This is a genomic window from Pseudomonas frederiksbergensis (genome assembly GCF_035751725.1).
Lineage (GTDB): Bacteria > Pseudomonadota > Gammaproteobacteria > Pseudomonadales > Pseudomonadaceae > Aquipseudomonas > Aquipseudomonas frederiksbergensis_A.
In genome coordinates this window covers 1,576,483-1,601,693 of the sequence record NZ_CP142104.1, presented here as the reverse complement: position 1 = coordinate 1,601,693, position 25,211 = coordinate 1,576,483, and the positions used below count along the sequence as shown (strand labels likewise).

General features: G+C 62.0%; 26 protein-coding genes and 1 riboswitch. Of the genes, 6 read left to right on the top strand and 20 right to left on the bottom strand.

The window, feature by feature from the left end; genetic code table 11:
- Positions 1-45 precede the first annotated feature (45 nt).
- Positions 46-1,431 carry a DNA recombination protein RmuC gene (locus VQ575_RS07075; RefSeq protein ID WP_162488987.1) on the bottom strand — a complete coding sequence of 462 codons (1,386 nt, stop codon included), beginning with the start codon at positions 1,429-1,431 and terminating at the stop codon, positions 46-48.
- A gap of 175 nt (positions 1,432-1,606) precedes the next feature.
- Positions 1,607-1,930 carry an SEL1-like repeat protein gene (locus VQ575_RS07070; RefSeq protein ID WP_080942569.1) on the bottom strand — a complete coding sequence of 108 codons (324 nt, stop codon included), beginning with the start codon at positions 1,928-1,930 and terminating at the stop codon, positions 1,607-1,609.
- A gap of 904 nt (positions 1,931-2,834) precedes the next feature.
- Here VQ575_RS07070 and VQ575_RS07065 point away from each other — a divergent pair.
- The 3 genes from VQ575_RS07065 (at position 2,835) to VQ575_RS07055 (ending at position 5,235) form a co-directional block, all read left to right on the top strand.
- Complete coding sequence (locus VQ575_RS07065; RefSeq protein ID WP_003179043.1) at positions 2,835-3,059, top strand: hypothetical protein; 225 nt, start codon at positions 2,835-2,837, stop codon at positions 3,057-3,059.
- A gap of 274 nt (positions 3,060-3,333) precedes the next feature.
- Positions 3,334-3,816 carry a hypothetical protein gene (locus tag VQ575_RS07060; RefSeq protein WP_039594610.1) on the top strand — a complete coding sequence of 161 codons (483 nt, stop codon included), beginning with the start codon at positions 3,334-3,336 and terminating at the stop codon, positions 3,814-3,816.
- Positions 3,817-3,960: 144 nt separating this feature from the next.
- Positions 3,961-5,235: an OmpP1/FadL family transporter gene (locus VQ575_RS07055; RefSeq protein WP_198725454.1), complete on the top strand. Its 1,275-nt coding sequence runs from the start codon at positions 3,961-3,963 to the stop codon at positions 5,233-5,235.
- A gap of 103 nt (positions 5,236-5,338) precedes the next feature.
- Here the strand turns inward: VQ575_RS07055 and VQ575_RS07050 are convergent, their stop codons facing one another.
- From VQ575_RS07050 to cobO, 13 genes are all read right to left on the bottom strand, one after another.
- Complete coding sequence (locus tag VQ575_RS07050; RefSeq protein WP_039591930.1) at positions 5,339-5,887, bottom strand: glutathione peroxidase; 549 nt, start codon at positions 5,885-5,887, stop codon at positions 5,339-5,341.
- Positions 5,888-6,069: 182 nt separating this feature from the next.
- On the bottom strand, positions 6,070-7,278 hold the full coding sequence (locus VQ575_RS07045) for an MFS transporter (RefSeq protein WP_325919358.1): 1,209 nt from the start codon (positions 7,276-7,278) through the stop codon (positions 6,070-6,072).
- 52 nt (positions 7,279-7,330) lie between these two features.
- Positions 7,331-7,735 (bottom strand): MarR family winged helix-turn-helix transcriptional regulator, encoded by a 405-nt coding sequence (locus tag VQ575_RS07040; RefSeq protein WP_039591928.1) that lies wholly within the window; start codon positions 7,733-7,735, stop codon positions 7,331-7,333.
- Between the two features lie 72 nt (positions 7,736-7,807).
- Positions 7,808-8,539 carry an adenosylcobinamide-GDP ribazoletransferase gene (locus VQ575_RS07035; RefSeq protein ID WP_325919357.1) on the bottom strand — a complete coding sequence of 244 codons (732 nt, stop codon included), beginning with the start codon at positions 8,537-8,539 and terminating at the stop codon, positions 7,808-7,810.
- Positions 8,540-8,541: 2 nt separating this feature from the next.
- Entirely contained in the window at positions 8,542-9,117 is a 576-nt protein-coding gene (gene cobC, locus VQ575_RS07030) for an alpha-ribazole phosphatase family protein (RefSeq protein WP_039591926.1), read from the bottom strand.
- Positions 9,114-10,169 carry a nicotinate-nucleotide--dimethylbenzimidazole phosphoribosyltransferase gene (gene cobT / locus VQ575_RS07025; protein ID WP_039591925.1) on the bottom strand — a complete coding sequence of 352 codons (1,056 nt, stop codon included), beginning with the start codon at positions 10,167-10,169 and terminating at the stop codon, positions 9,114-9,116. The genes cobC and cobT overlap by 4 nt, the downstream gene beginning before the upstream one ends.
- On the bottom strand, positions 10,166-10,687 hold the full coding sequence (gene cobU / locus VQ575_RS07020) for a bifunctional adenosylcobinamide kinase/adenosylcobinamide-phosphate guanylyltransferase (protein WP_045156675.1): 522 nt from the start codon (positions 10,685-10,687) through the stop codon (positions 10,166-10,168). The genes cobT and cobU overlap by 4 nt, the downstream gene beginning before the upstream one ends.
- A gap of 112 nt (positions 10,688-10,799) precedes the next feature.
- Positions 10,800-12,251 carry a cobyric acid synthase gene (locus tag VQ575_RS07015; protein ID WP_325919356.1) on the bottom strand — a complete coding sequence of 484 codons (1,452 nt, stop codon included), beginning with the start codon at positions 12,249-12,251 and terminating at the stop codon, positions 10,800-10,802.
- A complete protein-coding gene (gene cobD, locus VQ575_RS07010; protein ID WP_325919355.1) occupies positions 12,248-13,240 on the bottom strand; it encodes a threonine-phosphate decarboxylase CobD in 993 nt (330 codons plus the stop codon). Before cobD ends, VQ575_RS07015 begins: the two co-directional genes overlap by 4 nt.
- Entirely contained in the window at positions 13,233-14,141 is a 909-nt protein-coding gene (cbiB, locus tag VQ575_RS07005) for an adenosylcobinamide-phosphate synthase CbiB (protein WP_045156677.1), read from the bottom strand. Before cbiB ends, cobD begins: the two co-directional genes overlap by 8 nt.
- The gene (gene bluB / locus VQ575_RS07000; protein WP_325919353.1) at positions 14,138-14,785 is read right to left on the bottom strand and encodes a 5,6-dimethylbenzimidazole synthase; all 648 of its coding nucleotides are present in this window, start codon (positions 14,783-14,785) and stop codon (positions 14,138-14,140) included. The genes cbiB and bluB overlap by 4 nt, the downstream gene beginning before the upstream one ends.
- Complete coding sequence (locus tag VQ575_RS06995) at positions 14,782-16,119, bottom strand: cobyrinate a,c-diamide synthase (RefSeq protein WP_325919351.1); 1,338 nt, start codon at positions 16,117-16,119, stop codon at positions 14,782-14,784. The genes bluB and VQ575_RS06995 overlap by 4 nt, the downstream gene beginning before the upstream one ends.
- Positions 16,116-16,727 (bottom strand): cob(I)yrinic acid a,c-diamide adenosyltransferase, encoded by a 612-nt coding sequence (gene cobO / locus VQ575_RS06990; protein ID WP_039591918.1) that lies wholly within the window; start codon positions 16,725-16,727, stop codon positions 16,116-16,118. The genes VQ575_RS06995 and cobO overlap by 4 nt, the downstream gene beginning before the upstream one ends.
- Before the next feature lie 80 nt (positions 16,728-16,807).
- A riboswitch (cobalamin riboswitch) is annotated at positions 16,808-17,033 on the bottom strand.
- Positions 17,034-17,193: 160 nt separating this feature from the next.
- On the opposite strand from cobO, the gene VQ575_RS06985 reads away from it, so the two are divergent.
- Both VQ575_RS06985 and VQ575_RS06980 read left to right on the top strand, forming a co-directional pair.
- Positions 17,194-17,778, top strand: coding sequence for a hypothetical protein (locus tag VQ575_RS06985; RefSeq protein ID WP_039591917.1), 585 nt, complete (start codon positions 17,194-17,196; stop codon positions 17,776-17,778).
- 104 nt (positions 17,779-17,882) lie between these two features.
- On the top strand, positions 17,883-19,193 hold the full coding sequence (locus tag VQ575_RS06980; RefSeq protein ID WP_325919349.1) for a PQQ-dependent sugar dehydrogenase: 1,311 nt from the start codon (positions 17,883-17,885) through the stop codon (positions 19,191-19,193).
- Between the two features lie 12 nt (positions 19,194-19,205).
- Here the strand turns inward: VQ575_RS06980 and VQ575_RS06975 are convergent, their stop codons facing one another.
- The 5 genes from VQ575_RS06975 to VQ575_RS06955 all read right to left on the bottom strand — a co-directional run bounded on the left by VQ575_RS06975 (position 19,206) and on the right by VQ575_RS06955 (position 23,779).
- Positions 19,206-19,739, bottom strand: coding sequence for a C40 family peptidase (locus tag VQ575_RS06975; RefSeq protein WP_039591915.1), 534 nt, complete (start codon positions 19,737-19,739; stop codon positions 19,206-19,208).
- A gap of 165 nt (positions 19,740-19,904) precedes the next feature.
- Positions 19,905-20,531: a C40 family peptidase gene (locus VQ575_RS06970; protein WP_039591914.1), complete on the bottom strand. Its 627-nt coding sequence runs from the start codon at positions 20,529-20,531 to the stop codon at positions 19,905-19,907.
- Between the two features lie 212 nt (positions 20,532-20,743).
- Positions 20,744-21,448 (bottom strand): DnaA regulatory inactivator Hda, encoded by a 705-nt coding sequence (hda, locus tag VQ575_RS06965; protein WP_003178999.1) that lies wholly within the window; start codon positions 21,446-21,448, stop codon positions 20,744-20,746.
- Positions 21,449-21,617: 169 nt separating this feature from the next.
- Positions 21,618-22,691, bottom strand: a complete 1,074-nt coding sequence (locus tag VQ575_RS06960; RefSeq protein ID WP_039591913.1) for an AI-2E family transporter — start codon at positions 22,689-22,691, stop codon at positions 21,618-21,620.
- Positions 22,692-22,723: 32 nt separating this feature from the next.
- Positions 22,724-23,779 carry a DUF2066 domain-containing protein gene (locus VQ575_RS06955; protein ID WP_325919869.1) on the bottom strand — a complete coding sequence of 352 codons (1,056 nt, stop codon included), beginning with the start codon at positions 23,777-23,779 and terminating at the stop codon, positions 22,724-22,726.
- 367 nt (positions 23,780-24,146) lie between these two features.
- Here VQ575_RS06955 and purM point away from each other — a divergent pair, with 367 nt between their 5' ends.
- Positions 24,147-25,205, top strand: a complete 1,059-nt coding sequence (purM, locus tag VQ575_RS06950) for a phosphoribosylformylglycinamidine cyclo-ligase (protein WP_003204658.1) — start codon at positions 24,147-24,149, stop codon at positions 25,203-25,205.
- Positions 25,206-25,211 lie beyond the last annotated feature (6 nt).

The window sequence follows — 25,211 nt, the reverse complement described above, 5'->3', positions numbered from 1 at the left end:
AGGGGATTTACCCCTCGCCACAGGGGGGCAACCTAGGCGCTCGCATCAACCTTGAGAGGGGCTGGCTTCTTCCGGCAACTCCGGCAGCCCATCCGCATCGGTCATTGCCCGTTCGAGCAATTCGCTGGGCAAGCTCTTGCTCGCGCGGGCGCCGAGCAGTTTCAGTTGTTCGCTGCGGCTGACGAGGTTGCCGCGGCCTTCCGTCAGTTTGTTGCGTGCAGCGGCGTAGGCTTTGTCCAACTGCTGCAAGCGACTGCCGATTTCGTCCAGGTCCTGGATGAACAGCACAAATTTGTCATACAGCCACCCCGCCCTCTCGGCAATTTCCCGGGCGTTCTGGCTTTGACGTTCCTGTTTCCACAAGCTGTCGATCACCCGCAGCGTTGCCAGGAGCGTGGTCGGGCTGACAATCACGATGTTGCGGTCGAAAGCCTCCTGGAACAGATTCGGCTCGGCTTGCAGGGCAGCGGAAAATGCCGCTTCGATCGGCACGAACAGCAAGACGAAATCCAGGCTGTGCAAACCGTCCAGGCGTTTGTAATCCTTGCCGGCCAAGCCTTTGACGTGGGCGCGCAATGACACGACGTGCTGCTTGAGGGCGAGCTGGCCGATGGCATTGTCTTCAGCCGCCACGTATTGCTGATAGGCGGTGAGGCTGACCTTCGAATCCACCACCACCTGCTTGTCCCCCGGCAGGTAAATCAACACGTCTGGCTGGAAGCGTTCGCCATCCGGGCCCTTGAGGCTGACCTGGGTCTGGTATTCCCGGCCCTTTTCCAGGCCGGCGTGCTCCAGGACCCGCTCAAGAATCAATTCGCCCCAGTTGCCCTGGGTCTTCTGGCCCTTGAGCGCGCGCGTAAGGTTAGTGGCTTCGTCGCTCAAGCGCAGGTTCAACTGTTGCAGGCGTTCCAGCTCCTTGCCCAGGGAAAATCGCTCCCGCGCCTCGGCCTGATAGCTTTCTTCGACGCGTTTCTCAAAGGACTGGATGCGCTCCTTCAGCGGATCGAGCAATTGCCCCAGGCGCTGCTGGCTGGTTTCGGCGAACCGCTGTTCACGCTCATCGAAGATCTTCCCAGCCAGCTCGGCGAACTGGGCTCGCAATGCATCGCGCGAGCCTTGCAGGTCGTCCAGGCGTTGCTGGTGGCTTTCCTGTTGCTCGCGCAATTCAGCGTGCAACGAAGCCGCCTGGGCATCGAGGCGTCGCAGCTCCGCTTCTTTATTAGCACGCTCCAGGCTCCAGGCGTGAGCCGCGTCCCTGGCATTGTCGCGCTCGATCTGCAGCAGCTCGACCTCGCGACGCGCGGCCGCGAGGTCGGCTTGCTTGGCGGCGTTGGCCTGGCTCAGGTCACTGATTTCGTCGCGGCAGGCATCAAGTTGGGCATTCAATCCATCGTGGGCCATGTGGGCGGTGGCCAGGCGCTCTTCAAGCAGCGCCAGTTCGGTCTGTGCCGCACTTGCCTGGCGTTGCAGGTGCCAGGCCAGCGCCAACAGCGGCACCGCAGCGCCCGCCAGGCCAAGCAACAGGCTGGTCAAATCCATCGCCATGACGATTCCCACGCAAGAGATAAAGCTCGAAGGTTAACCAAGCAACCCGGCGATGCCCAGCTCAGTCTTCGATTTCGCCCAATGCCTGGCGGGCACGGTGATCACCAGCGCGGGCGGCCTGGCGCAGCAAGTCCTGGCCGATACGGCGGTCTCGTGCATTGCCACACTCGCGGCACATCAGCTGGCCGAGGCGACTTTGCGCAGCCACCACGCCTTCACGAGCCGGTTGCTTGAGCAAACGGCCGGCCAGGTGCTTGACGCTCGGACGTTCTCCCAGGCTCGGGCTGTCCAGCAGCCACTCGGCTACACGCATGGAAATGCGCTTGGGCGGGGTAACACCGGAGGGTACGGAGGTAACAGGATTTGATACTGAGCGAAACTTCATAGCGCACTACGGGACAGATCGGAAGGCGCGCCACTCTACTCCTTTTTTCGTACGGGTAAAGTCGAAAAAAACCGGCACGCCCGTCCTAGAGCAAGCGCTTGGGACAATCCACAGAAGCTGTGGATAACTCAGTGGACAACCTACCTTGAACCCGCCGCAAGCCCTATGGAACGGGGCCTGCGCTCAAACTGTCGATTTTTTCACCAGTAAAAAAAAGCGATGTTTTTCATTGACTTAAATTTTGGATACAGGCACCCACTCTCGATTGCCCCAACATGACAATACGGTGACAGCCGTCGCCAGGAGTGTGTACAAGTAACAGCTGAAGTGGTTATATCGCTGCGTTTTTTTGACGCATCCGGCGCTCAGGACCCTGTGGACAACCTCGGTGAAGCAGCCATCCACACGTTGACCGCGTCGCGCAACAACAGCAGGCCGGGTTCTTTCTGACCAATGGTCTTCCCTTTCCCGATCCAACCCGATAGTATCCGCGGCGTTAGTACCAAGCTGAAAGTCAATTCAGGGTCGGAAACATCTCCACGGTCAGCCATCCCCACGGGAAGCCTCACCGAAAAAAGAGACCGCCCCCCTCGATGGTTTCCAGGTAATCCTTACGCTGCGCACTTCGAACGAATCCGAAGCTGCGGCCAGGCTCATTACTCTGACCGAACCAACCTGCAAAATTGATCAGGATCTTCACCCCGGGCCCAGAACCTTTGCCCTCGATGTGTTGCCTGCCCTCCTAAGTACCTACCTGCCAGCCCAAGCGCGCCCTATATATAGCGCTCAAACTGGCTGCTTTGTTCCAGTCGGGTTCTTCGTTCGACCAACGGTGGTCGACGTTACTGGAACGTTTTAACGTTGCACGGTTCTTAACCGTGTCATTTGTAGGAACACCCATAACATGTCTAATCAAATCCACACACAGGATGCCATCCGCACCCTAACCAACGCCTTTGCACCGATGAACTGCCTGATCATGGCCGCTCGCAAAGGCTGCTTCAGCTTCACACTGGTCAATGAACACGGCATCGCTCGTCACAGCGAACGCCTTTATCCAGATCAGTACTCCAGCGCCGAACCGCTGCAGGCCGTGATCGAGCGTACCCGTCAGGCACTGGTTGCCTGAGACGCCAAGACCGCTGAAGCACCCAAGGCCCCGCCCAAAACGCGGGGCTTTTTATTGCCCGACGTTTCTCGATAAAGCGCAACGGCGTAAGCACAAACCGCTATAACAGCCATAACCGTTCGACGAACATGGTTTAAAAACAGTCCTTTACAGCGCAGATATGACACTACACTTCAACTCGAGCGGCATGATCCGCTTCGGCGGAGCCTGATCCGATCCATCGCTGCCAAGCCCACCTCATCAGGCTTCGCCAACCAGTCATTTCGAGGGTTCTATGGGTATCGCTGCCAGCGAACTGTGTCGATACGTAATCCGCCCGACACTCCTCTACTTGGGGAGCCACAGCCCCACGGCGGAAGCGTTGTTACTGGGAATCGCCGCCAGCCAGTCAGGCCTGGGTGCCGCCCTGCATGACCGTCGCGGACACGGCTTGTACCGCATTACCGAACCTCGCCATCAAGCCCTGTGGGACAACTATCTGGCACTGGACCCGGAACGAGCCAGCCTGGTGCGCGGCCTGGCGAGCCAGCACGCTTTTCTGAGCGGCCCTCATTTGGAATTGACCGTCAACTTGCGCTACGCCACGGCCATCGCCTGGTTGTTGGTAGAGGAACACGCCAGCCCGCTTCCCGATGCGGACGATTTGCTGGGCATGGCCCGGGTCTGGCGCCAGGTTTTCCATCCCCCCGGCCGCCTGCGGGATTTCACCTGCGCATGGCGAACCTGTGTTTCACCGCTGAATCAGGTCGCTTGCTGAGAGCAAAAATAGAAACTTCCTACAAATGCCACGATTTTGGTCGGATTGTCCTACAAAACCCCTCTAAATCAAGCAATACAAGCTATAGCGCTTGGGCAAAAATGTTGGTAATTTTCGCGTCGGTGATCACCTGGAGTTCTAACAATGAAAAAAATGATGCTCAAAACCACCCTTGGCCTTGCCGTGACCTTGGCATCCACACAAATCTTTGCCAGTGGTTTTGCCTTGAACGAACAAAGCATCAGTGGCATGGGCACTGGCTTCGCAGGTCGTTCTTCTTCTGCCGATGATGCAAGCACTGTGTTTGGCAACCCTGCCGGCATGTCGCGCCTCAAGCGCGAGCAAGTGACCGGTGGCTTCGCTGTCATCGACGCCTCCACCGATATCAACGATGCCAGCGGCACCCGCTCCGGCACCAACGATGGCGACATGGTCCCGTTCACCGGCGTTCCGATGGGCTACTACGTCAAGCCTATCGATGATCAATGGGCATTCGGCTTGGGCGTCTACGCCCCGTTTGGCCTGATCACCGACTACGAAAACAGCTTCCAGGGCCGCAACTTCGGCAGCAAGAGCGAAGTGAAGGTCGTGACCTTCCAGCCCACCATCAGCTATGCCTTCAACGACAAGGTGTCGATCGGCTTCGGTCCGACCATCAACCGGATTTCCGGTTCGCTGGAATCGGCGCTGACTACACCATTCTCGCCTAACGACGGCAACGTCGAGATCAAGGGCGACGACATTGGCTATGGCTACAACATCGGCCTGCTGGTCCAGGCGACCGATACCACTCGCGTCGGCCTGACTTACCACTCCAAGGTCAAATATAAGCTTGAAGGCCACACCGAAGTGAACCCGGGCGCCGGTACGCCTGGCTTCCTGTTGAGCGGTGACCGCTACGACGCTTCCCTGGACATCACCACCCCTGAATCCGTCGATTTCTCGGTGACCCAGGAAATCAACGATGCCTGGACCGTCTACGCTGGCAGCACCTGGACTCGCTGGAGCCGCCTGAAAGACATCACCGTGAACAACGACGTCACTGGTGGCGGTGCATTGAACCCAGCCCTCTTCGGCACTATCACCGAAGAACAGAACTGGCACGACACCTGGGCCTACGCCATCGGTACGTCCTACCAATTGAACAAGCAGTGGGTATTGCGCACCGGCCTGACGTTCGACCAGTCGCCTGCCAACAACACCGACCGTTCGCCGCGCATTCCTACCGGCGACCGGACGATCTTCAGCCTCGGTGCCGGCTGGAGCCCAACCGAAGACCTGACCATCGATGTGGCTTATTCCTACCTCAAGGAAGAAAAAGTCAGCATCAACAGGAGAAATGCACTGGGCCAGGCCTACAATGCTGAATACGAAAACAGCGCCAACGGTTTTGGCGTCGGCGCAACCTACCGCTTCTGATGATGTAAGGCGAGGTTGGCTCTAACCAACACAGCTGCTCGCCACCTGAAGCGAAAAAAGCCCCGCTCTCTGCAAAGAGGCGGGGCTTTTTGATGGCTGATGATCAGGGTTTGGAAGCAATAGCCGTCTCGACTGCCTTGATGAAATCAGGATCGTCGGGCTTGATCCGGCTGGAAAAACTGCCGACCACCTTGCCCTGGCGATCAACGACGTATTTGTAGAAATTCCACTTCGGCGCGCCGGACTGTTCGGCCAGATGCCTGAACAAGGGAATGGCGTCCGCACCTCGTACCGGCTGCGGCTCGGTCATAGTGAAGGTCACGCCATAATTGACGTAGCAGACCTTGGCCGTCTCCGCCCCGTCCTTCGACTCTTGCTTGAAATCATTGGACGGCACGCCCAGCACTTCCAGCCCTTCGCCTTTGTAGCGCTGGTTAAGCGCCTCGAGCCCTTTGAACTGCGGAGCGAACCCACAGAAGCTGGCCGTGTTGACCACCACCAAAGGCTTGCCGGCGAAGCGCTGGCACAAGTCAACGGTTTCCTTGGCCCGCAACTTGGGCAGCGACCCCTCCAGCAGCGGCGGGCACCCGGCTGCCCATACGTGCCCGGTCACAGCCAGCAACAGGGCGGGAACAGCAAACCAACGCATCATGTCGGATTTTCCTTGTAGACCTGTCAGACCACGACGTTACTCCGCGCGCCCAGTGCCGTCCACACGTCAACAGTTGCCCATGCCCAGCTGCATCAAGGCCAACCCGCCTTGGTGCCAGCCCCACCAGGCAATTGCCAGCAGCGCCGCGGCGCCGAGTGCGATCAACCATGGGCCGAAGCGGCTCATGCCGCACCGGCCTGGGCTTGCAGACGCGCCACCGGACGCTCGCGTACCGGCCAGTTCAATGCCGCAGCCAACAGACTGAGCAGGATCGACACCTGCCAGATCAAGTCGTAGCTGCCGGTGCGGTCGTACACGACGCCGCCCAGCCAACCGCCGAGGAACGATCCCTGCTGGTGAAACAGGAACACGATCCCACCCAGCATCGAGAGGTTTCGTACGCCGAACAACGTGGCGACCGTCCCGTTCGTCAGCGGCACCGTCGACAGCCAGAGGAAGCCCATCGCCATGCCGAACAGATAAGCCGTGGTGGTTGTCACCGGCAACCACAGGAACAGCCCGATGACCACCGCCCGCGCCAGATAAAGCCCGGTCAACAGGCGCGGCTTGGACATCCGCCCGCCCAGCCAACCGGCGGTGTAAGTGCCGAAGATATTGAACAGCCCGACGAGGGCCAGCACGGTGGTGCCGACGCTGGCCGGCAGGTGCTGGTCCACCAGATAGGCCGGCAGATGCACACCGATGAATACCACCTGGAAACCACACACAAAAAAGCCAACGGCCAGCAGCCAGAACCCTGAATGACTGCACGCTTCGCGCAACGCTTCGGAGAGGGTTTGCTCATGCCCGGCCAGCGGCGCTGGCGCGTCCTTGAGCATGCTAACCAGCGGCACGATCAACGCCACCAACAGGCCCAGCGCCAACAGCGCCGCGGACCAGCCGAGCCACCCGATCAAGCCCAACGTGCCCGGCAGCATGGCGAACTGGCCGAAGGAGCCGGCCGCACTGGCGATGCCCATGCCCATGCTGCGTTTTTCTGGCGGCACGGCCCGTCCAACCACGCCAAGGATCACTGAGAACGAAGTACCGGACAGGCCGATACCGATCAACAGGCCGGCACTCAACGACAGCGACCAGGGCGAGTCGGCCATGCCCATGAACACCAGGCCGAGCGCATAGAGAACGCCACCGATCAATACTACTTTTGCCGCGCCGAAGCGATCCGCCAGGGCACCGGTGAAAGGCTGCGCCAAGCCCCAGATCAAATTCTGCAAGGCAATGGCAAAGGCAAACACTTCACGGCCCCAGCCGAATTCCGCGCTCATCGGCGCTAGGAACAGCCCGAAGCCATGCCGCACACCCAATGACAACGCCAGTATCAGCGCACTGCCCACCAGGACCCAACCACAGGTACGCCACATCGATGTCATTCTTATTCTCCAGTCGCGGGTATATACCCACTTGTCATCGGACGAACCGGCTTCACGCCAGTTCATCCAGCAAGGCCAGCAAGGTCGCACGCTTTTCGGCACCGAGCTTATCGATCAATTTCTGTTGCGCCGCTTCCCAGGCCGGCAACGCCGCCGCCAACCGGGCCTTCCCCGCGTCGGTGAGCACGACGATGCGGTTGCGCAAATCGTCGCCCTCCGCCAGCTTCACCAACCCCTCGCCTTCCAGCACCCGCAGGTTGCGCCCGAGGGTGCTGCGGTCCAGGCCCATGGCCTCGGCCAGGGAGGAAATGCTCGGCTGGTCCAGGCGCGCCAGGTTATTGAGCAGAGAATACTGGGCAACGTTGATCCCGAAGCCATCGAGAGCGCCGTCGTAATACCTGCTGACGCCACGCGCGGCGCGACGCAGGTTGATGCAAAGACATTGGGAAGGCAGCATGATGCGTGTATATACCCGCGACTAGATGAATGCAAATTTAAATCAGCGCTCGCCCGCTGGCAACGTGCGAATTCAGCTTAAGACCAATGCCACCAGAACGGCCGTTTCCAGCAGCTCCAGCAAGGCACCCGCGGTGTCGCCAGTGCAACCCTGCAGCCTGCGCAACATTATCTGCCTCAAGCCGATGAATACGGCCGCGGCGACTACCAGCGTCCACAGCCCTGGCCACCCCATCACCAGCACGCAGCCCAGTGCGCTGATCGACAGCACCTGCCAACCCGAGCGGCGCGGCAAGTGATCAGCCAGTGCCTGGCCCAGCCCTCCGGCACGCACATACGGCGTAGTGAGGAACAAGCCCAGCAAAGCAGCACGCCCCAGCATCGGCACAATCAGTAACGCAAGTGGCTGCCTCTGCTCGATCAGCGCCACCAGCGCCGTCCATTTGAGCAGCAACACCAGCACCAGCGTGACCACGGCGATCGGCCCGCTGCGCGGATCCTTCATGATCAGCAACGTACGTTCGCGATCACCGAAACCGCCGAGCCAGGCATCGGCGCTGTCGGCCAGGCCATCCAGGTGCAAGCCGCCGCTGAGCAGCACCCAGGCCGTCAGCAGCAGCGCGGCATGCAGCGTCACCGGTGCGCCCAGCAACACCGCATCGAGCAGCCAGAGCAGACCACCGAACAACAACCCCACCATGGGATAGAACAATAGCGAACGCCCGAGCTGCCCGGGCTCTGGCATGCCTGGCAAGCGAACCGGCAAGCTGCTGAGGAATTGCAGGGCGATCCAGAAGGGCAACATGCTCAGCCCGCCTCTTCAAGCACTGGACCGGACGACACCGTCAGGGAAAACAGCGCACCATGGCCGACTTCGACGTTCAATAATTGTTCGCGCGGCATTGCGCGGGCCTGTGCCAGCAGCAACCGCATCACGCCGCCATGACTGACCAGCAAGACGCGCTGTCCGGCATACGCCAGGTGCAAGCGTTCGACGGCCGCCAGGACCCGCGCCGAAAACGCCAGCACCGGCTCGCCGTCGGGTGGCGTAAAAGCGTAAGGATCGGCCCAGAAGCGGCCGAGGGCGTCGGCGTCGGTCTCCATCAACGCTGCTGCGCTGCGGCCTTCCCACGCGCCGAAATGCAACTCTTGCAGGTCTTTGTCCACATGCACCGGCACACCCAGCCGGGCGCCGAGTTGTTCGGCGAAACGGGCGCATCGCTGCAACGGCGAACACACCAGGCGATCCCAGGGCCCGCCCTGCGCCACCGCTGCATGCATTTGCTCCCAACCCTTGGCCGTCAAGGCGTCATCGAGACTGCCGCGCAAGCCGCCGCCCAGTTCGGTTTCGCCGTGACGCAGCAGGTCCAGGCGCAAGGTCATGCCGGGCGATCCGCCACGGCCGCTTCGGCAAACGTCGCCATCTGCCCATGAAGGTCACAGGCCAGGCGTAACAACGGCACCGCCAACGCCGCACCACTGCCCTCGCCCAGGCGCAAATCCAGATCCAGCAGCGGTTCGGCACCAAGGGTTTCCAAGACGTGCTTGTGGCCCGGCTCGGCGCCGCGATGACCGAACAGCAACCATGCCCGGCATCCAGGATTGAGCCGCATCGCCACCAACGCCGCAACGCTGCAGATGAAACCATCCACCAGCACGGCGATGCCCTGCTGGGCACAGGCCAGATAGGCGCCGGCCAACGCCGCGATTTCAAAGCCACCGAGATTAAACAAAACCTGCAACGGATCGCCATTCGCGCCGCCGTGCAGCGCCAGGGCACGCTCGATCACCCGCGCCTTGCGACTGACACCCGCCGCATCCAACCCCGTGCCGGGCCCCACCAGGTGCGTCACCGGACAATCGAGCAAGGCACAAGCCAGGGCGCTGGCCGCGGTGGTGTTGCCAATGCCCATCTCGCCGCCAATGAACAATTGCGTCCCGCCGACAACGGCACGCATCACACTGTCGCGCCCGGCTTGCAAGGCCAGCTCGCCCTGGGACTGGCTCATCGCCGATCCCTGGATGAAATTCGCGGTGCCAGGGCCAAGGTTCAAATGACGCACGCCGGGCAGGTCCAGCGAAAGCGTCACGGTGCCCAGGTCCACGACTTCCAGCGAAGCGCCCAGTTGCCGGGCGAGCACGCTGATGGCCGCGCCACCCTTGACGAAGTTGTGCAGCATCTGCCCGGTGACTTCCTGGGGATAAGCCGAGACACCTTCGGCCACCACGCCGTGGTCGCCAGCGAAAATCGTGATCCAGAGCCGGTCCAGGCTCGGCTTGAGCTGCCCTTGCAGGCCCGCCAGTTGCACCGCCACCGATTCCAGGCGCCCGAGGGAGCCGGTCGGTTTGGTCAGCTGTTGCTGACGGGCCGCAGCCTGCTCCAGCGCCTGGTTATCGACGGGCTTGCACGGGTCCAGCCACCAGCGATGATTCATAACGCAGTTCCTTTAAGGGTCAGGGGCAAGCCGGCGACGGTCAACACGACGCGTTGGCAACGTTCGGCCAGGGCTTGATGCAGCCAACCGGCTTCATCGACATAACGGCGCGTCAGCTCGCCCAGCGGCACGACGCCCATGCCGGTCTCGTTGCTGACGAATATGACTTCACCGGGAAGCACGCCGATGCAGTCCAACAGCGCTTCACGCTCGGCAATCAACCGTTGCGGATCGTCGAGCATCAGCAGGTTGGTGAGCCAGAGGGTCAGGCAATCCACCAGCAGGCACCGATCGCTTGCGGCGTTTTCCCGCAGCACCCACGCCAGCGCCAAGGGTTCCTCCACCAGCGCCCATTCGGCCGGACGCCGGGCACGATGCTGGGCGACACGCTGGTTCATCTCGCCGTCGAGGGGTTGGCTGGTGGCGATGTAGGTCACCGGCAAATGAGTGTCCGCCGCGAGTTTTTCGGCCAGGCGACTCTTGCCGGAGCGGGCGCCGCCGAGGATCAGTTGCAGCATGGAGCGTTACCTTTTATGTGCGGGCCTATTCGCGAGCAAGCCCGCTCGCGCAGGGGAATACAATTCAAAATGCAGGAGCGGGCTCGCTCGCGAAGGGGTCGGTAGCGTCACCTCAAATCCCACAGAGTTCACGCAACAACCCAGTGTCCAGATGCCGCTCCACCAGGTCCGCCAGTCGCTCGATATCCCGCTCGCGCAAGCCGTGGTAATCCACCGCCTGTACGTCTTCCAAACCGGCCCAACGCAGCAAGGCACTGCTGGCCGCAGGCGATTCGAACAACCCATGCAGATAGGTGCCGAAAACCTGCCCGTCGAGGCTTTGGGCGCCATCGCAACGGCCGTCGTCCAAGTGCACCGCAGCGTTTTCCAGGGCGGGGCCGACAGTTACGCCTGCGTGGATCTCATAGCCGCTGATTGCGGCGTTTTCCAACGTCAGTCGCCCATGAACGTTGCGCAGTTGCTTCTCGCGTTCCAGGGTCGTTTCGAAATCCAACAAGCCCAATCCGGCACTGGAGCCTGCCGCCCCCTCCAGCCCGAGCGGGTCATGGACGTGGTGGCCGAGCATCTGCAAACCGCCGCAGATGCCCATTAACTTGCCGCCGTAGCGCAGGTGTCGATGGATCGCCGTTTCCCAACCATTGGCGCGTAGAAAGGCCAAGTCGCTACGCACACTTTTCGAACCGGGCAGGATGATCAGGTCGGCTGGCGGGATGGCGTGGCCGGGGCCGATGAATTGCAGATCGACCTGCGGATGCAGGCGCAGCGGGTCGAAATCGGTGTGGTTGCTGATGCGTGGCAATACTGGCACCACCACCTTGAGCACCTGTTCGGCCTTGTCGGCCTGGCGCCGGTCGAGGCCATCCTCGGCCTCCAGGTGCAGGTCCATCACGTAGGGCAACACGCCAATTACCGGCTTGCCGGTGCGCGCTTCCAACCAATCCAGCCCCGGCTGCAGCAAGGCGATATCGCCGCGAAAACGGTTGATGATGAACCCCTTGACCCGCGCCTGTTCACTGGACGAAAGCAACTCCAGGGTGCCGACCAGATGGGCGAATACCCCGCCACGATTGATGTCGGCGATCAGCAGCACCGGGCAGTCCACCGCCTCGGCGAAACCCATGTTCGCGATGTCGCCGGCCCGCAGGTTGATCTCTGCCGGCGACCCCGCGCCCTCGACCATGACGACCGGATACGTCGCGCTCAACCGTGCATGGGAGGCCAGCACCGCTTGCATCGCAATGGCTTTGTAATCGTGATAGGCGACGGCGTTCATGGTGGTGACGGCACGACCATGGATGATGACTTGCGCGCCCGTGTCGCTGTTGGGCTTGAGCAGGACCGGGTTCATGTCGGTGTGCGGTTCGAGGCCGCAGGCCTGGGCCTGGACCGCCTGGGCCCGGCCGATCTCGCCGCCGTCGGCAGTTACCGCGCTGTTGAGCGCCATGTTTTGCGGCTTGAACGGCACCACGCTCACACCCTGGCGCGTGACCCAACGGCACAATGCGGTAACCAGGGTACTTTTGCCGGCATCGGAGGTGGTGCCCTGCACCATCAGGGTCGTCATCGAATGTCCTTGGTGTAGGCCTCGAAAGCCTGTTCGAGGCGCAGGAAACCGGCGTCATCGGCCGGCAGTCCGAAACGCAGGCTGCTGGTGTGCGTGAACAAGCGCAGCAGAATGCCGCGATGGGCCATGAATTCGTACAGGGCCTGGGCGTGCTCGGTCACCAGCCATTGAAACAATGCGCAACCGCCCTGGGGCTTGAAACCGAAGCGCTCCAGCGTCAGTGCCAGGCGTTGGCTGGTGGCTTCGCAGCGCTGTCGTTGGCGAATGTGGGCCTCGGTATCCAGGAGACACGCCTCGCCCAGGACCCGGGTCGGCCCGCTCACGGCCCACGGCCCGACTTGCTCGGCAAGCAGCTTGAGCAGGCGTCGCTCGGCCAGGACAAACCCCAGGCGAACCCCGGCCAGGCCAAAGAACTTGCCAAACGATCGCAACACGATCAGCCCGACCTGATGGGCGTGGGCGCTGAGGCTCAGGTGCGGCGTGATGTCCATGAACGCTTCGTCCACCACGAGCCAGCCGCCGCGCTGGGCCAACCGTGCGTGCCAGTCCAGCAAGCGTTCGGGGCTCAGGCTCAGGCCCGTGGGGTTGTTCGGATTGACCACCACCAGCACGTCGAGGCTGTCGAGGAAGAAATCCACTTCCGTCTCCAGCACTTCGCGCACGATGTAACCGCTGCGCCGCCAGGCTTCGGCGTGTTCGGCGTAACAAGGAGACAAGACACCGACCTTGCCGGCCCGGCGCAGGCGCGGCAAGAGCTGGATGGCCATCTGCGAACCGGCAACCGGCAACACGTGCGTCGCTTCGTAATAATCGCAAGCGGCCTGTTCCAACCCATCATCGGCCTCGGGCAGGCGCGCCCAGGCCCGTAGTGGAACCGGCGGAATATCGAACGGCCAGGGCGCCAGGCCGCTGGACAGGTCGAGCCAGTCGGCCTCGGCAATGCCGTATTGCCGGGAAGCGTTGCGCAGTCGTCCACCATGCTCAAGCATAGAACTCGGCTCCGAGGCAGAGAATCAGCAGCCATAACCATACGCCGCGCTGCACCAATTGCCAGCCGCGATCAATCGAATCGGCGCTGGCCGGAACGCCTTCGCCCAAGGGCGGACGTTGATGCAGCTCGCCGTGATAGACCGCCGCGCCGCCCAACTCCACACCCAGCGCTCCGGCACCGGCGGCCATGACCGGCCCGGCATTGGGGCTGTCCCAGGTCGCCCCTTGGGTGCGCCAGCATTTGAGCCCCAGGCGGGTCTTGCCAAGCAGCGCGTAGGTCAACGCCACCAGCCGCGCCGGAATATAGTTGAGCAGGTCATCGATCTTTGCCGCCGCCCAGCCAAAACGTTCGAAGCGCTCGTTGCGATAACCCCACATGGCGTCGAGGGTATTGCTCAACCGATACAACACCACCCCAGGCGCGCCTGCCACCGCGAACCAGAACAAGGCGGCGAATACTGCGTCGCTGCCATTTTCCAGCACCGACTCGGTGGCGGCGCGGGCCACGGCGTTTTCATCCAGCCCAGCGGTTTCGCGGCTGACCAGATAACTCACCCGCTGGCGTGCCTCGTCCAGATCGCCACTGCGCAGCGCGCGGGCAACCGGCTCGACATGCTCGCCGAGGCTGCGCAAGCCGAGGGCGCAGTACAACGCAAGGATGTCCACCAGCCAGCCCAGCAACGGCGCCCAGGACAAGGCCGTGGCCAGCAAGGTCAAGGGCAGCACGGCGATGATCCACGCCGTGACACCGTGACTGCGCCAGCCCCGTCCACCGGAGTTGAAACGTTGTTCGAGACGATTGGCAAAACGACCGAACGCGACCAACGGATGCCCGCGCCGGGGCTCACCCAGCAGCGCATCCAGCGCCACCGCGGCGGCACTGAGCAACGCTACGCTCATGGACGCACTCCCCAGCGATTTTCGTAGATCAGTTCGTTGAGCGGCCGCGGTTGCGCCCAGCCTTCCAGGGCGAGCATCGGCGCCGGATAAAAGCCTTCGACCGGACCCAGGCACAAGATTGCCAGCGGCTTTGCCCCGGCGGGCAAGCCCAGCAGATCAGCCAGGGCCTGGGGCTCGAACAATGACACCCAGCCCATCCCCAACCCTTCGACGCGGGCCGCCAGCCATAGATTCTGGATGGCGCAGGACAGCGAGGCCAAGTCCATTTCCGGTAAGGTCCGGCGGCCAAAGATATGCCGCTCGCGATCGTCCATCAACGCGGCCACCAGCACCTCGGCGCAGTCGTGGATGCCTTCGACCTTGAGCTTCATGAATTCGTCGCTGCGCTCGCCCAGCGCTTCAGCAGTGCGGACACGCTCTTCTTCCACCAAATGCTGGATTTCGCCGCGCAAGGCGCGATCACTGATGCGAATGAATCGCCACGGTTGCATCAGCCCGACGCTGGGAGCCTGGTGTGCGGCTTCCAGCAAACGGCCCAGCAGTTGCGGCTCGATGGAGCCGCCACTGAAATGGCGCATGTCGCGGCGCTCGGCGATGGCGCGGTAGACGGCTTCGCGTTCGGCCGCTGAGAAGGCGTCAGTCATGGCTTGCTCGCAAAGACTGCAACAGGGGCCGGAGCAAACAGCGCGGCAATCGCCCTCGGATTGGACGGGAAATAAAAATGCACATAGGAGGCCGTCATCCGCCCTTGTCGGAAAACCGCCTCCGCCCCTCGCCCACCATTGGGGCTATGGCCGCGGGCAATCGGCTCAAGGGCGGTGCTGGACAGGGAATGATGATAGGTATGCCCGCGCAGGTTGCCCTCCGGCAAATCCACCGATTGCAATGCGAGCGCCGCCAGGCGCTTCTGCATTTGCGCATCACCGCTCAACAAACCGAGCAGTTCGGCGCGCGTGCCGTCGACGTCGGTCAGTGAATCGAGCAGGTACAGCATGCCGCCGCATTCGGCGAGCAGCGGTTTGCCATCTGCATGATGGGCACGGATTGCTGCAAGCATGGGCGCGTTCTGCGCGAGTGCGACGTGGTGCAGTTCGGGGTAACCGCCGGGCAGATAAAGGCTGTCCGCGTCGGGCAATCGGGTGTCGTGGATCGGCGAAAAGAAACTCAACTGCGCGCCCATGGCCCGCAGCAGATCGAGGCTTGCGCCATAGGTGAAGGCGAACGCTTCGTCACGGGCCACGGCGATGCGTACCCCGTCGAGCCACGGTTCAACAGCAGTCAATTGCGGAGCCGCGAATTCCACCGAAGGCGGCAAGGCCACTTCACAACTGCCCGCCAGCGCCTCGGCGGCGGCATCGAGACGGACATCCAGATCATTCAGCTCGCTGGCCTGCACCAGGCCCAGATGGCGGCTCGGCAGTTCGATGCCGGTTTCCCGCGAGAGCGCGCCGTACCAGCGCAAGCCCTCGGTCAGGCTGCCTTCGAGCAACTGCGCATGGCGCAAGGTGCCGACCCGGTTGGCCAAGACCCCGGCGAAGGGCAAGTCGGGTTGATACCGCGCCAAGCCCAGGGCCAAGGCGCCGAACGTCTGGGCCATGGCCGTGCCGTCGATGACCGCCAGCACCGGCACACCGAAATGCCGGGCCAGGTCGGCGCTGGACGGCGTGCCGTCGAACAGGCCCATTACGCCTTCAATCAAAATCAGGTCTGCTTCTGCAGCGGCTTCCCACAACAGCCGGCGACTTTCCTGTTCGCCAACCATCCACATGTCCAGCTGATAGACCGGCGCGCCGCTGGCTCGCTCAAGGATCATCGGGTCGAGAAAGTCGGGACCACACTTGAACACGCGCACCTTGCGCCCCTGGTTGCGGTGCAACCGTGCGAGGGCCGCGGTGACGGTGGTCTTGCCCTGGCCCGAGGCCGGGGCGGCAATCAATACCGCCGGACAGTGGCGGCTGGCAGTCGACGCATGGCTCACAGTTCGACGCCTTTCTGCGCCTTGATACCGGCCTGGAACGCGTGCTTGATCATGCCCATTTCGGTCACGGTATCGGCCAGCTCGATCATCTCGGGCTTGGCGCCGCGCCCGGTCACGACCACATGTTGCATAGGCGGACGGGCTTGCAGATCGCTCAAGACTTGATCGAGGTCGAGGTAGCCGTGCTTGAGGGCAATGTTCAGTTCGTCGAGCACCACCAGGCCGATCGACGGATCGCTGAGCAATTCACGCGACACGGCCCACGCCGCTTCGGCAGCGGCGATGTCGCGCTGGCGATCCTGGGTTTCCCAGGTAAAGCCCTCGCCCATGACATGAAAACGCACCTGTTCCGGGAAGCGGCGGAAAAACAGCTCTTCACCGGTGCTGTTGCGACCCTTGATGAATTGCACCACGCCGCATTGCATGCCATGCCCCATCGCCCGGGCCAACATGCCGAATGCCGAACTGCTTTTGCCCTTGCCATTGCCGGTCAGCACCAGCAGCAGGCCACACTCGTTCGGTGAATTGGCGATACGCTCGTCAATCACGGCTTTCTTGCGCAGCATGCGCGCCAGGTGGCGTTCGTCGCGATCGGGCGTGTCGGTCATGGGGGAGCTCTCCGTTGGGACTGGATAACGGCGGGCGGGCAGAAAAAGGACGGCAAGGTGCCTGGCATCGCCCACCGTGATGCCGTTGGATGAATCAGGCCGGTCTCCGGGCTCATGAGCGGCGTAATGCCTGGCTGCGCGCCTTCCCATGTCATTCGACACAGTGGCGGGGGCCTGTGTGGCCACAAGCGCAGCGTTGACTCATTTACCGTTGCGGGGGCAGCGCCGGGTTTGCATGTACGCACCGGCTTCCCTGTTTCACCCTATCGGCCGTTGCCATAGAGCACCTGAAACAAGCCGCGAAGGTTAGAGGGTTGGGGGTGGAGCGTCAATTAAAGCCGCGATGGGCACCACGACGGATATTGGCCGGGATCAATAAACTGACGTCAATCTTGTGTGAAGCTGACGCAAGTGATATCAAATAGACATTACGACCCGATATCACAAGAACAAGAGGGCAATTCACATGCAAGGCATGATCATCAGCAATCCGAAGCTGGAATTCCTGCGCCCAGTGCTGGAACGCTGGTTTGATTGTATCGACCGATACAACGCCGTGCGCGGCGATAACGACACGCCCTATTGGCACAATGAAAAAGCCAATCTCGGATTGCTGGCGGCCGCCGCCTGGATGGCGGAGATGGTCACGCTCCAGGGCGCAGCGACCCGCAAACAGAATGAAGAAGGCGAACGCAACGTCAGCGCCGACCTGTTGATCGCCAGCAGCGATGAGCGCGCCTTCATCCAGGCCACGCAACGCTGGCCGAAGGTCAACAACCTGAACCTGACCCAACCTTTGCTGGAAGCCACCAGCGACGCCAAGCGCATCAGCTACGCCAGCGACCTGAAATTGGGCTGCCTGTTCGTCGCCCCGCAAAAAGCCCAGCAAAGCGCCACGCCAGAAGAGTTGCAGGACATGATCGACGACCTGCAGAAGGAAAACACCTGCGCCGTGGCCTGGTATTTCCCATATGCCTACCGCAAGTTGCGCAACGAGGCCGGCCACTATCACCCGGGGATCGCCGTGCTGTTCAAGCAGGCTCATGGCTGATTCTGCCGACAAGGATCGCTTGATTGGCTGGCAGCCCCGCTATTGAACCATCCCACGTCTACGCTTCTCTATGAGTAACCACATGCACTCATAGGGAAGCCCGCATGCTCAAGCCAAACCACCTGTTGATCGCCGCCCTTGCCACAGGGCTTGTCGCTTGCGGCGAGTCGTCGACCTTGCAGGTTTCCGACGGCATCGGCCCGTCACCGAAACTGCCCGAGCCGAACAAGACCCTGATGCCTACGGTGAATATCGCCGAAGCCGTCGGCTGGCCGGATAGCGCCAAGCCAACGCCGGCGCCAGGCCTGCAGGTAGTGGCCTTTGCCGAAGGCCTGGATCATCCACGCTGGCTCTACGTGCTCCCCAACGGCGATGTGCTGGTGGCCGAGACCAACGCCCCGCCCAAGCCCGACGATACCCAGGGCATCCGTGGCTGGGTGATGAAAAAAGTCATGGACCGTGCCGGCGCTGGCGTCCCCAGCCCAAATCGCATCACCCTGCTGCGGGACGCCAATCACGACGGCGTCGCCGAGACCCGGACGATTTTCCTGGAAAACCTCAATTCACCGTTCGGCATGACGCTGGTGGGCACTGACCTGTATGTGGCCGACACGGACCGGTTGATCCGTTTCCCTTATAAAGAAGGCGAAACGCAGATCAAGGCACAACCCACCAAGGTCGTCGATTTACCCGGCGGCACGCTCAACCACCACTGGACCAAGAACGTGATCGCCAGCCGAGACGGCAGCAAGCTGTACGTCACCACCGGCTCGAACAGCAACGTCGCGGAAAATGGCATGGAAGCGGAAGAAGGTCGTGCGGCCATCTGGGAGGTGGATCGGGCTACCGGCAGTCACCGCATCTTCGCCTCAGGCCTGCGCAACCCCAACGGCTTGGCATGGGAGCCTCGCAGCGGCGCATTGTGGACGGCGGTCAACGAACGGGACGAGATTGGCAGTGACCTGGTGCCGGACTACATCACCTCAGTGAAGGACGGCGGCTTTTATGGCTGGCCCTACAGTTATTACGGGCAGAACGTCGACGTCCGGGTCGAGCCACAGAACCCCGAGCTGGTGGCCAAGGCCATCGCGCCCGACTATGCCGTCGGCCCTCACACTGCGTCCTTGGGACTGACTTTCGCCGAAGGCAGCACGTTGCCCGCGCCGTTTATGGAGGGCGCCTTCGTCGGGCAACACGGCTCCTGGAATCGCAAGCCCCACAGCGGCTACAAAGTGATCTTCGTCCCGTTCAAGGCGGGCAAGCCGGAGGGGCAGCCTGTGGATGTGCTGACGGGTTTTCTCAACGCAGACGAAAAGGCCCAGGGCCGGCCGGTGGGCGTGGTGATCGATAAACAGGGTGGGTTGCTGGTGGCCGATGACGTGGGAAACAAGATCTGGCGGGTGTCAGCCAAATGACCATCAGCAAACCTATGGATTGCGCGCCAGGTGCTCCGGCTGCAATACACGCTTGGCCCCCAAATACGCTTTCTGCCAATAGGCCTTGGACAAGCTGTCGAGCTTGACCGTCCCGCCCGTGGCAGGCGCATGGACGAAACGTCCCTCGCCCACGTAAATCCCGGCATGGCTGACCTGGGAACCGCCGTTGGTGGCGAAGAACACCAGGTCGCCCGTCTGCAATGCGTCTTTGCCGACCTGCGGCGCGCGCATGCTGATCATCTCGCGAGTGGAACGCGGCAAGGAGATCCCGGCGGCGTCACGGTACACATAACCGATCAAGCCACTGCAATCGAAGCCTGAATCCGGCGTATTGCCGCCCCAACGGTAGGGCGTCCCCACCAGGCCCAGCGCGCGGAAAAGCACGTCTTCAGCAGCGGGGGAAAAAGTCTGGGAGGGTGCGAATACCACCGGAGCGCGCACTGGCGCGGGCGGTGGAGTGCGACTGGCACAGGCGCTGAGCAGCGCGGCAAGAACAATCAGAGCGAGGCGGGCCGACGTCGACATATGCAGAACAATCCTGATCTGGATGCGGCTTTTCTGCCGTGGAGATGAAAACAAATCCGCCCGCGCAGTACGCAGGCGGATTGCCATCAATCAATGATCAAGGATTCTAGCGGCTATGGGGCAAACTTCAAGTAAGACTTTAAGTTTGCCTTACAAGTTGTGTGCTTACTTGCGAGCCGTGACCACGGTTGGAGCCATGGCGAGGGCGCGCTTGGCTTCGATGAAGGTCTTGCTCCAGTAGCTGTCGCCGAGGCTGTCGATCCGCACGCCACCGCTGCGGCGGCTGCTGGAATGGATGAACTGGTTGTCGCCCAGGTAGATACCGGCGTGGCTGACGCGACCGCGACGACCATTGGTGCTGAAGAACAGCAGGTCACCGGGTTCTAGCTGGTTGCGAGCGACCAGCGGAGCCTTCACGTTGATCATTTCGCGAGTGGAACGTGGCAGGTTCATACCCGCCTCTTCGCGAAACAGGTAGCCGATGAACCCGCTGCAATCGAAGCCGGCTTCAGAGGTACCGCCAAAACGATAACGAGTGCCGATCAGGGACATGCCTCGTTCCAGGATGCTGTCTGCCAGCACCGGAAGCTGATAAGGCTTGCTGCCGGCAAAGTCTGCCAGCTCTTTATCGGAGGCCACTTCTTCCTGGAACGCTACGGAGGAAGACTGGGCGGTTACAGTGTTCTTGACCTGTGGTTGTTGTGCTTGCTGGGACACCGGGGAGTGGGCAGCGCAACCGAACAACAGGGTAACGAGTGCGAGAGGCACGAGGGGTGCGAAGCGATTTAGCATGGGCACGACCGTGGCTGAAGTAGTAAAGATGGCGAGACTATGCCTTCTATCAACCTCATTTGCAAATTCAATCGGTGCAAATGTGACTTCTCGGTTTTACGTTTACATCTAAGCGCTTAAGCCCATTTTGAACGTCATGTGGCCTGTCACCCAGCAGGACCGCAGGTTTCGCCGCGTCCGGAACAGGCTATCGGCCACTACGGGTGACGGTTCTACCAACCCAGGGTTTCTTTCAAAAAAGGAATAGTCAGCTTGCGCTGCGCCTGGAGCGAGGCCTGGTCGAGGCGTTCGAGCAGCTCGAACAATGCGCTCATGCTGCGAGTGCCTCGGGTGAGGATGAAATGCCCGACCTCGTCGGTCAGGTGCAGGCCACGCCGGGAAGCGCGCAGTTGCAGCGCGCGCAGTTTGTCTTCATCGGAAAGCGGGCGCATCTGGAAAATCAGCGCCAGGGTCAGGCGGGATTTCAAGTCCGCCAGTTTCACCGGCAACTCCCGTGGCGAGGTCGACGCGGCGATCAGCAAGCGTCGGCCGCTGTCGCGCAACCGATTGAACAGATGAAACAGCGCCTCTTCCCAGTCAGCCTTGCCGGCCACGGCCTGGAGGTCGTCCAGGCAGACCAGTTCGTACTGCTCAAGGTTGTCGAGGATTTCTACGCCGCGATCCAGCAGTTCCGCCAGCGGCAGGTACACCGCAGGTTCGCCCAGTTGTTCGAACCGCAGGCACGCGGCCTGCAGAAGATGCGTACGCCCTACTCCGTCCTTGCCCCACAGATAGATCAGGCTTTCGGTCCAGCCGGCGTCGGCTTCGCAAAGCCGCTCGACATAGCCGAGTGCAGCGGCATTGGCGCCTGGGTAGTAGTTGATAAAGGTGGCGTCATCACGCAGACGCACACCAAGGGGCAGCTGAATCGGTTTCATGCTGACTGAACGGTTCCAAAGGAACCATTAGTGGCCTCTGTGTAAAGTTCGCAAAGTTTATACCCGTGACGCGGACCGCACAATGCGCCGGACCACGAGCAAAATCAAAGGTTTGCAGCGGCAAGGGCGCGGAGCGCCAGTTTCCCTGACACCCCGTGCGCCCTGCACACTACAGGTCGGGGTCTTCAATGCCGCTGTAGATGTCCGAATCCTTGTACAAATCGTGCATATGGCGCACCAGCACCATGATGACTGCCGCAACCGGCAACGCCAGCAGTACCCCGGTGAAGCCGAACAACTCTCCGCCCGCCAGGATCGCAAAGATCACCGCCACCGGATGAAGGCCAATGCGGTCGCCCACCAGCAGCGGCGTCAGCACCATGCCCTCCAGGGCCTGCCCGACCATGAATACTGCCACGATGCCAATCATCGGGTAGAGATCGCCGCCGAACTGGAACAACCCGGCGATCAATGCCGCGCCAATGCCAATCACAAACCCCATGTACGGGACGATGGCCGCCAGGCCGGCGATCAGGCCGATCAACAGCCCCAGCTCCAGCCCCACCAACATCAGCCCCGCCGCATAAATAAAGCCCAGCGCGACCATGACCAGCAATTGCCCGCGCACGAACGCCCCCAGCACTTCATGGCATTCACCGGTCAGCGTCATGATGCGTTCTTCGCGGTGACGCGGCAGCAGGCTGCGGATCTTGGCCATCATCAGGTCCCAGTCCCGCAGCAGATAGAAGGCCACCACGGGAATCAGTACCAGATTTGCCAGCCAGCCGATCAACGCCAGGCTCGACGCCGTGGCCTGGGTCAGCACCACCCCGACGATGTCGGTGGTCTGGCCCATGTGCTCGCTGATGGCCGCCTTGACCTTGTCGAACTTCCAGAAGCCGTCCGCCAACCCCAGTTTCGATTGCACCCATGGCACCGCGCTGTGTTGCAGCCAATCGAGCATCTGCGGCGCCAGCTCATACAGGCGCAGCAGTTGCTTGGCGAGCATGGGGATCAGTACCAGCAACAGCGCACTGACGATCAAGGTAAACAGCGCGAACACCGCCACCACGCCCCACGTCCTGGACAAGCCGAGCTTTTCCAGGCGATCCACCACCGGATCGAACAGATAGGCCAACAGCAGCGCAACCAGGAATGGCGTGAGGATCGGGTGCAGCAAATAGATAAACGCAACCAGCAGGGCGACCCCACCCAACCAGAACCAACGCCGCGTATCGCCCATGAACCACTCCTGACTCTATAAAGGAAGAAATCCTACCAGCGAAACCGCAGGTTCGGCGCTGGCGCTGGCGTCGGTTGCGGCGAAATTGCCCCATCGGCCGCTGGCTGGGCCACAGGTGGCGGCACGACAATTTCACCGACGGGCATTTCCTGCAGCTTGGCCAAGGCCAATTGCGCCTTCAACTGTTCCGCGCTGCCATTGACCTTGTAGACGATCACGTCGCCTTCGACCCGTTGCAACTGCCCTCCAAACGGTTCAAGCAGACGCCCCAGCGCCGCATAACGTTCCAGATTCATGCCCTGCACTTCGAGCAACTGTTCGGTCGCCACGCCCGGCTTGGCGACGAAGCGCGGCGCCAGGCGCTGGCTCACCGCCAACATCACGGCATCGGCCAGTGCCGCAGGGTCGCCACCCTGGGCACTGCCCTGCTCGCGCTGGTCACCCAGCCACAGGCGCCAGGTCGCTTGCCACTGGCCGCCCTCTTCCTTGGCGTGGACCGCCAACAACGCGTCGGAACCATAACGCTCCGACACCTCGCGCAACGGCGCCGGGTCATTGCCTTCCAGGTTCGGCGCGGTGGCGACAATCTGCTCGCTCAAGTCCGCCAGCGGCAGGTGCAGCGGCAATCCCCGGTGCTGGGCGGCGCGGCGCAGCGGCGTGGCACTGGCCTGGCCATCCCCCACCAGGCTGGAACCCTCCGCCGAGTCGTTCAGCCACCACCCCAGGATCGAGGGCCGATTGGCCCCCCACAGCGACAACCCCGCCGAACGCAACGCGCGGTCGGTGCTGGCGGGATCGAAATCCACCTGCAGGCTTTCCGGCGGACCGGCCTCGTAGCCATATTGAAGAATGATTTGTTGCGGGTCCTTGCGGATCGCCGCCAGGCCAGGGCTCTGCGCGGCCTTGGCGTCGCCGGTCAGGCGCAGCACCAAGGTATCCAGCGCTCGCAACGTTGCCTGGTTACGCTCATCCGGCGCCTGGCTGCTGACCGGTTCACGTACCTGATAAAGGTTGTTGAGGGTTTCGGCATGGCTCGCCAGGCTGATCAGCGACAGGCAGCCAACAGACAAGAGTTTGAACAGACGCATGGAAAATTCCCGGACATAACGGCTGGCACCGGCCGTGTGGAGAAGACTGAGCATGGCTGTGACACGGCACCTGGCAAAACATTCAGCCGCCCGATGCAAGTTTCGACGCTGCCACAACCATAGTCGCTTACCGCTACACCTTATACAGACGCGCCACGCAGTACCAACAGAAGAAATATCGGTTTTTTTCCAAGGATATGTCCCTGCCCGTCGGCACGAGGATGGCCGCTGCCCCTCAAGCCTGATAAAATCGCGCGCCTTCGCAGACCGGCATTGGCTGGGCATCCGGAATAATTCATACAACGGTTATTCAAGGGCCCCGGCGATCGGTCGTTACCCAGAATTCCCCCCTTTAAAGGCCTGGATCATGAGCAAGCAACCCTCCCTGAGCTACAAGGACGCCGGTGTGGACATCGACGCCGGTGAAGCATTGGTCGAACGCATCAAGAGCGTCGCCAAGCGCACTGCGCGCCCGGAAGTCATGGGCGGCCTGGGCGGTTTCGGCGCCCTCTGCGAGATCCCGGCCGGCTACAAGCAACCGGTGCTGGTCTCGGGCACCGACGGCGTCGGCACCAAGCTGCGCCTGGCCTTGAACCTGAACAAGCACGACAGCATCGGCATCGACCTGGTCGCCATGTGCGTGAACGACCTGGTGGTGTGCGGCGCCGAACCACTGTTCTTCCTCGATTACTACGCCACCGGCAAGCTGAACGTCGACACCGCTGCCCAGGTGGTGACCGGCATCGGCGCTGGCTGTGAACTGTCCGGTTGCTCCCTGGTGGGCGGCGAAACCGCTGAAATGCCTGGCATGTACGAAGGCGAAGACTACGACCTGGCCGGTTTCTGCGTCGGCGTCGTTGAGAAAGCCGAGATCATCGACGGCTCGAAAGTTGCCGCCGGCGACGCCCTGCTCGCCCTGCCGTCCTCCGGCCCGCACTCCAACGGCTACTCGCTGATCCGCAAGATCATCGAAGTCTCGGGCGCCGACATCGAGAACACCCAGCTCGACGGCAAGCCGCTGGCCGACCTGCTGATGGCCCCGACCCGTATCTACGTCAAGCCTCTGCTCAAGCTGATCAAGGACACCGGTGCCGTCAAGGCCATGGCCCACATCACCGGTGGCGGCTTGCTGGACAACATCCCGCGCGTACTGCCAAAAGGCGCCCAGGCGGTGGTCGACGTGGCGAGCTGGACCCGCCCGGCCGTGTTCGACTGGCTGCAAGAGAAAGGCAACGTCGATGAAACCGAAATGCACCGCGTGCTGAACTGCGGCGTGGGCATGGTCATCTGCGTGGCCCAGGAGCACGTCGAGACTGCCCTGAACGTATTGCGTGAAGCCGGTGAGCAACCTTGGGTCATCGGCCAGATCGCCACTGCGGCCGAAGGCGCCGCACAGGTCGAGCTGAAAAATCTTAAGGCACATTGATGCACG

Bases quoted from the DNA above. Each gene is read 5' to 3' on its own strand.
- VQ575_RS07055 (WP_198725454.1), top strand. From the start codon at position 3,961: ATGAAAAAAATGATGCTCAAAACCACCCTTGGCCTTGCCGTGACCTTG.
- purM (WP_003204658.1), top strand. From the start codon at position 24,147: ATGAGCAAGCAACCCTCCCTGAGCTACAAGGACGCCGGTGTGGACATC.
- VQ575_RS06955 (WP_325919869.1), bottom strand. From the start codon at position 23,779: ATGCGTCTGTTCAAACTCTTGTCTGTTGGCTGCCTGTCGCTGATCAGC.
- VQ575_RS06975 (WP_039591915.1), bottom strand. From the start codon at position 19,739: ATGTCGACGTCGGCCCGCCTCGCTCTGATTGTTCTTGCCGCGCTGCTC.
- VQ575_RS07045 (WP_325919358.1), bottom strand. From the start codon at position 7,278: ATGACATCGATGTGGCGTACCTGTGGTTGGGTCCTGGTGGGCAGTGCG.
- cobD (WP_325919355.1), bottom strand. From the start codon at position 13,240: ATGCTTGAGCATGGTGGACGACTGCGCAACGCTTCCCGGCAATACGGC.
- hda (WP_003178999.1), bottom strand. From the start codon at position 21,448: ATGAAACCGATTCAGCTGCCCCTTGGTGTGCGTCTGCGTGATGACGCC.
- bluB (WP_325919353.1), bottom strand. From the start codon at position 14,785: ATGACTGACGCCTTCTCAGCGGCCGAACGCGAAGCCGTCTACCGCGCC.
- cbiB (WP_045156677.1), bottom strand. From the start codon at position 14,141: ATGAGCGTAGCGTTGCTCAGTGCCGCCGCGGTGGCGCTGGATGCGCTG.
- VQ575_RS06960 (WP_039591913.1), bottom strand. From the start codon at position 22,691: ATGGGCGATACGCGGCGTTGGTTCTGGTTGGGTGGGGTCGCCCTGCTG.
- VQ575_RS06980 (WP_325919349.1), top strand. From the start codon at position 17,883: ATGCTCAAGCCAAACCACCTGTTGATCGCCGCCCTTGCCACAGGGCTT.
- VQ575_RS06985 (WP_039591917.1), top strand. From the start codon at position 17,194: ATGCAAGGCATGATCATCAGCAATCCGAAGCTGGAATTCCTGCGCCCA.
- VQ575_RS06970 (WP_039591914.1), bottom strand. From the start codon at position 20,531: ATGCTAAATCGCTTCGCACCCCTCGTGCCTCTCGCACTCGTTACCCTG.
- cobU (WP_045156675.1), bottom strand. From the start codon at position 10,687: ATGCTGCAACTGATCCTCGGCGGCGCCCGCTCCGGCAAGAGTCGCCTG.
- cobT (WP_039591925.1), bottom strand. From the start codon at position 10,169: ATGAATCATCGCTGGTGGCTGGACCCGTGCAAGCCCGTCGATAACCAG.
- cobC (WP_039591926.1), bottom strand. From the start codon at position 9,117: ATGACCTTGCGCCTGGACCTGCTGCGTCACGGCGAAACCGAACTGGGC.
- VQ575_RS07070 (WP_080942569.1), bottom strand. From the start codon at position 1,930: ATGAAGTTTCGCTCAGTATCAAATCCTGTTACCTCCGTACCCTCCGGT.
- VQ575_RS07035 (WP_325919357.1), bottom strand. From the start codon at position 8,539: ATGTTGCCCTTCTGGATCGCCCTGCAATTCCTCAGCAGCTTGCCGGTT.
- VQ575_RS07065 (WP_003179043.1), top strand. From the start codon at position 2,835: ATGTCTAATCAAATCCACACACAGGATGCCATCCGCACCCTAACCAAC.
- cobO (WP_039591918.1), bottom strand. From the start codon at position 16,727: ATGACCGACACGCCCGATCGCGACGAACGCCACCTGGCGCGCATGCTG.
- VQ575_RS07015 (WP_325919356.1), bottom strand. From the start codon at position 12,251: ATGACGACCCTGATGGTGCAGGGCACCACCTCCGATGCCGGCAAAAGT.
- VQ575_RS07060 (WP_039594610.1), top strand. From the start codon at position 3,334: ATGGGTATCGCTGCCAGCGAACTGTGTCGATACGTAATCCGCCCGACA.
- VQ575_RS07040 (WP_039591928.1), bottom strand. From the start codon at position 7,735: ATGCTGCCTTCCCAATGTCTTTGCATCAACCTGCGTCGCGCCGCGCGT.
- VQ575_RS07050 (WP_039591930.1), bottom strand. From the start codon at position 5,887: ATGATGCGTTGGTTTGCTGTTCCCGCCCTGTTGCTGGCTGTGACCGGG.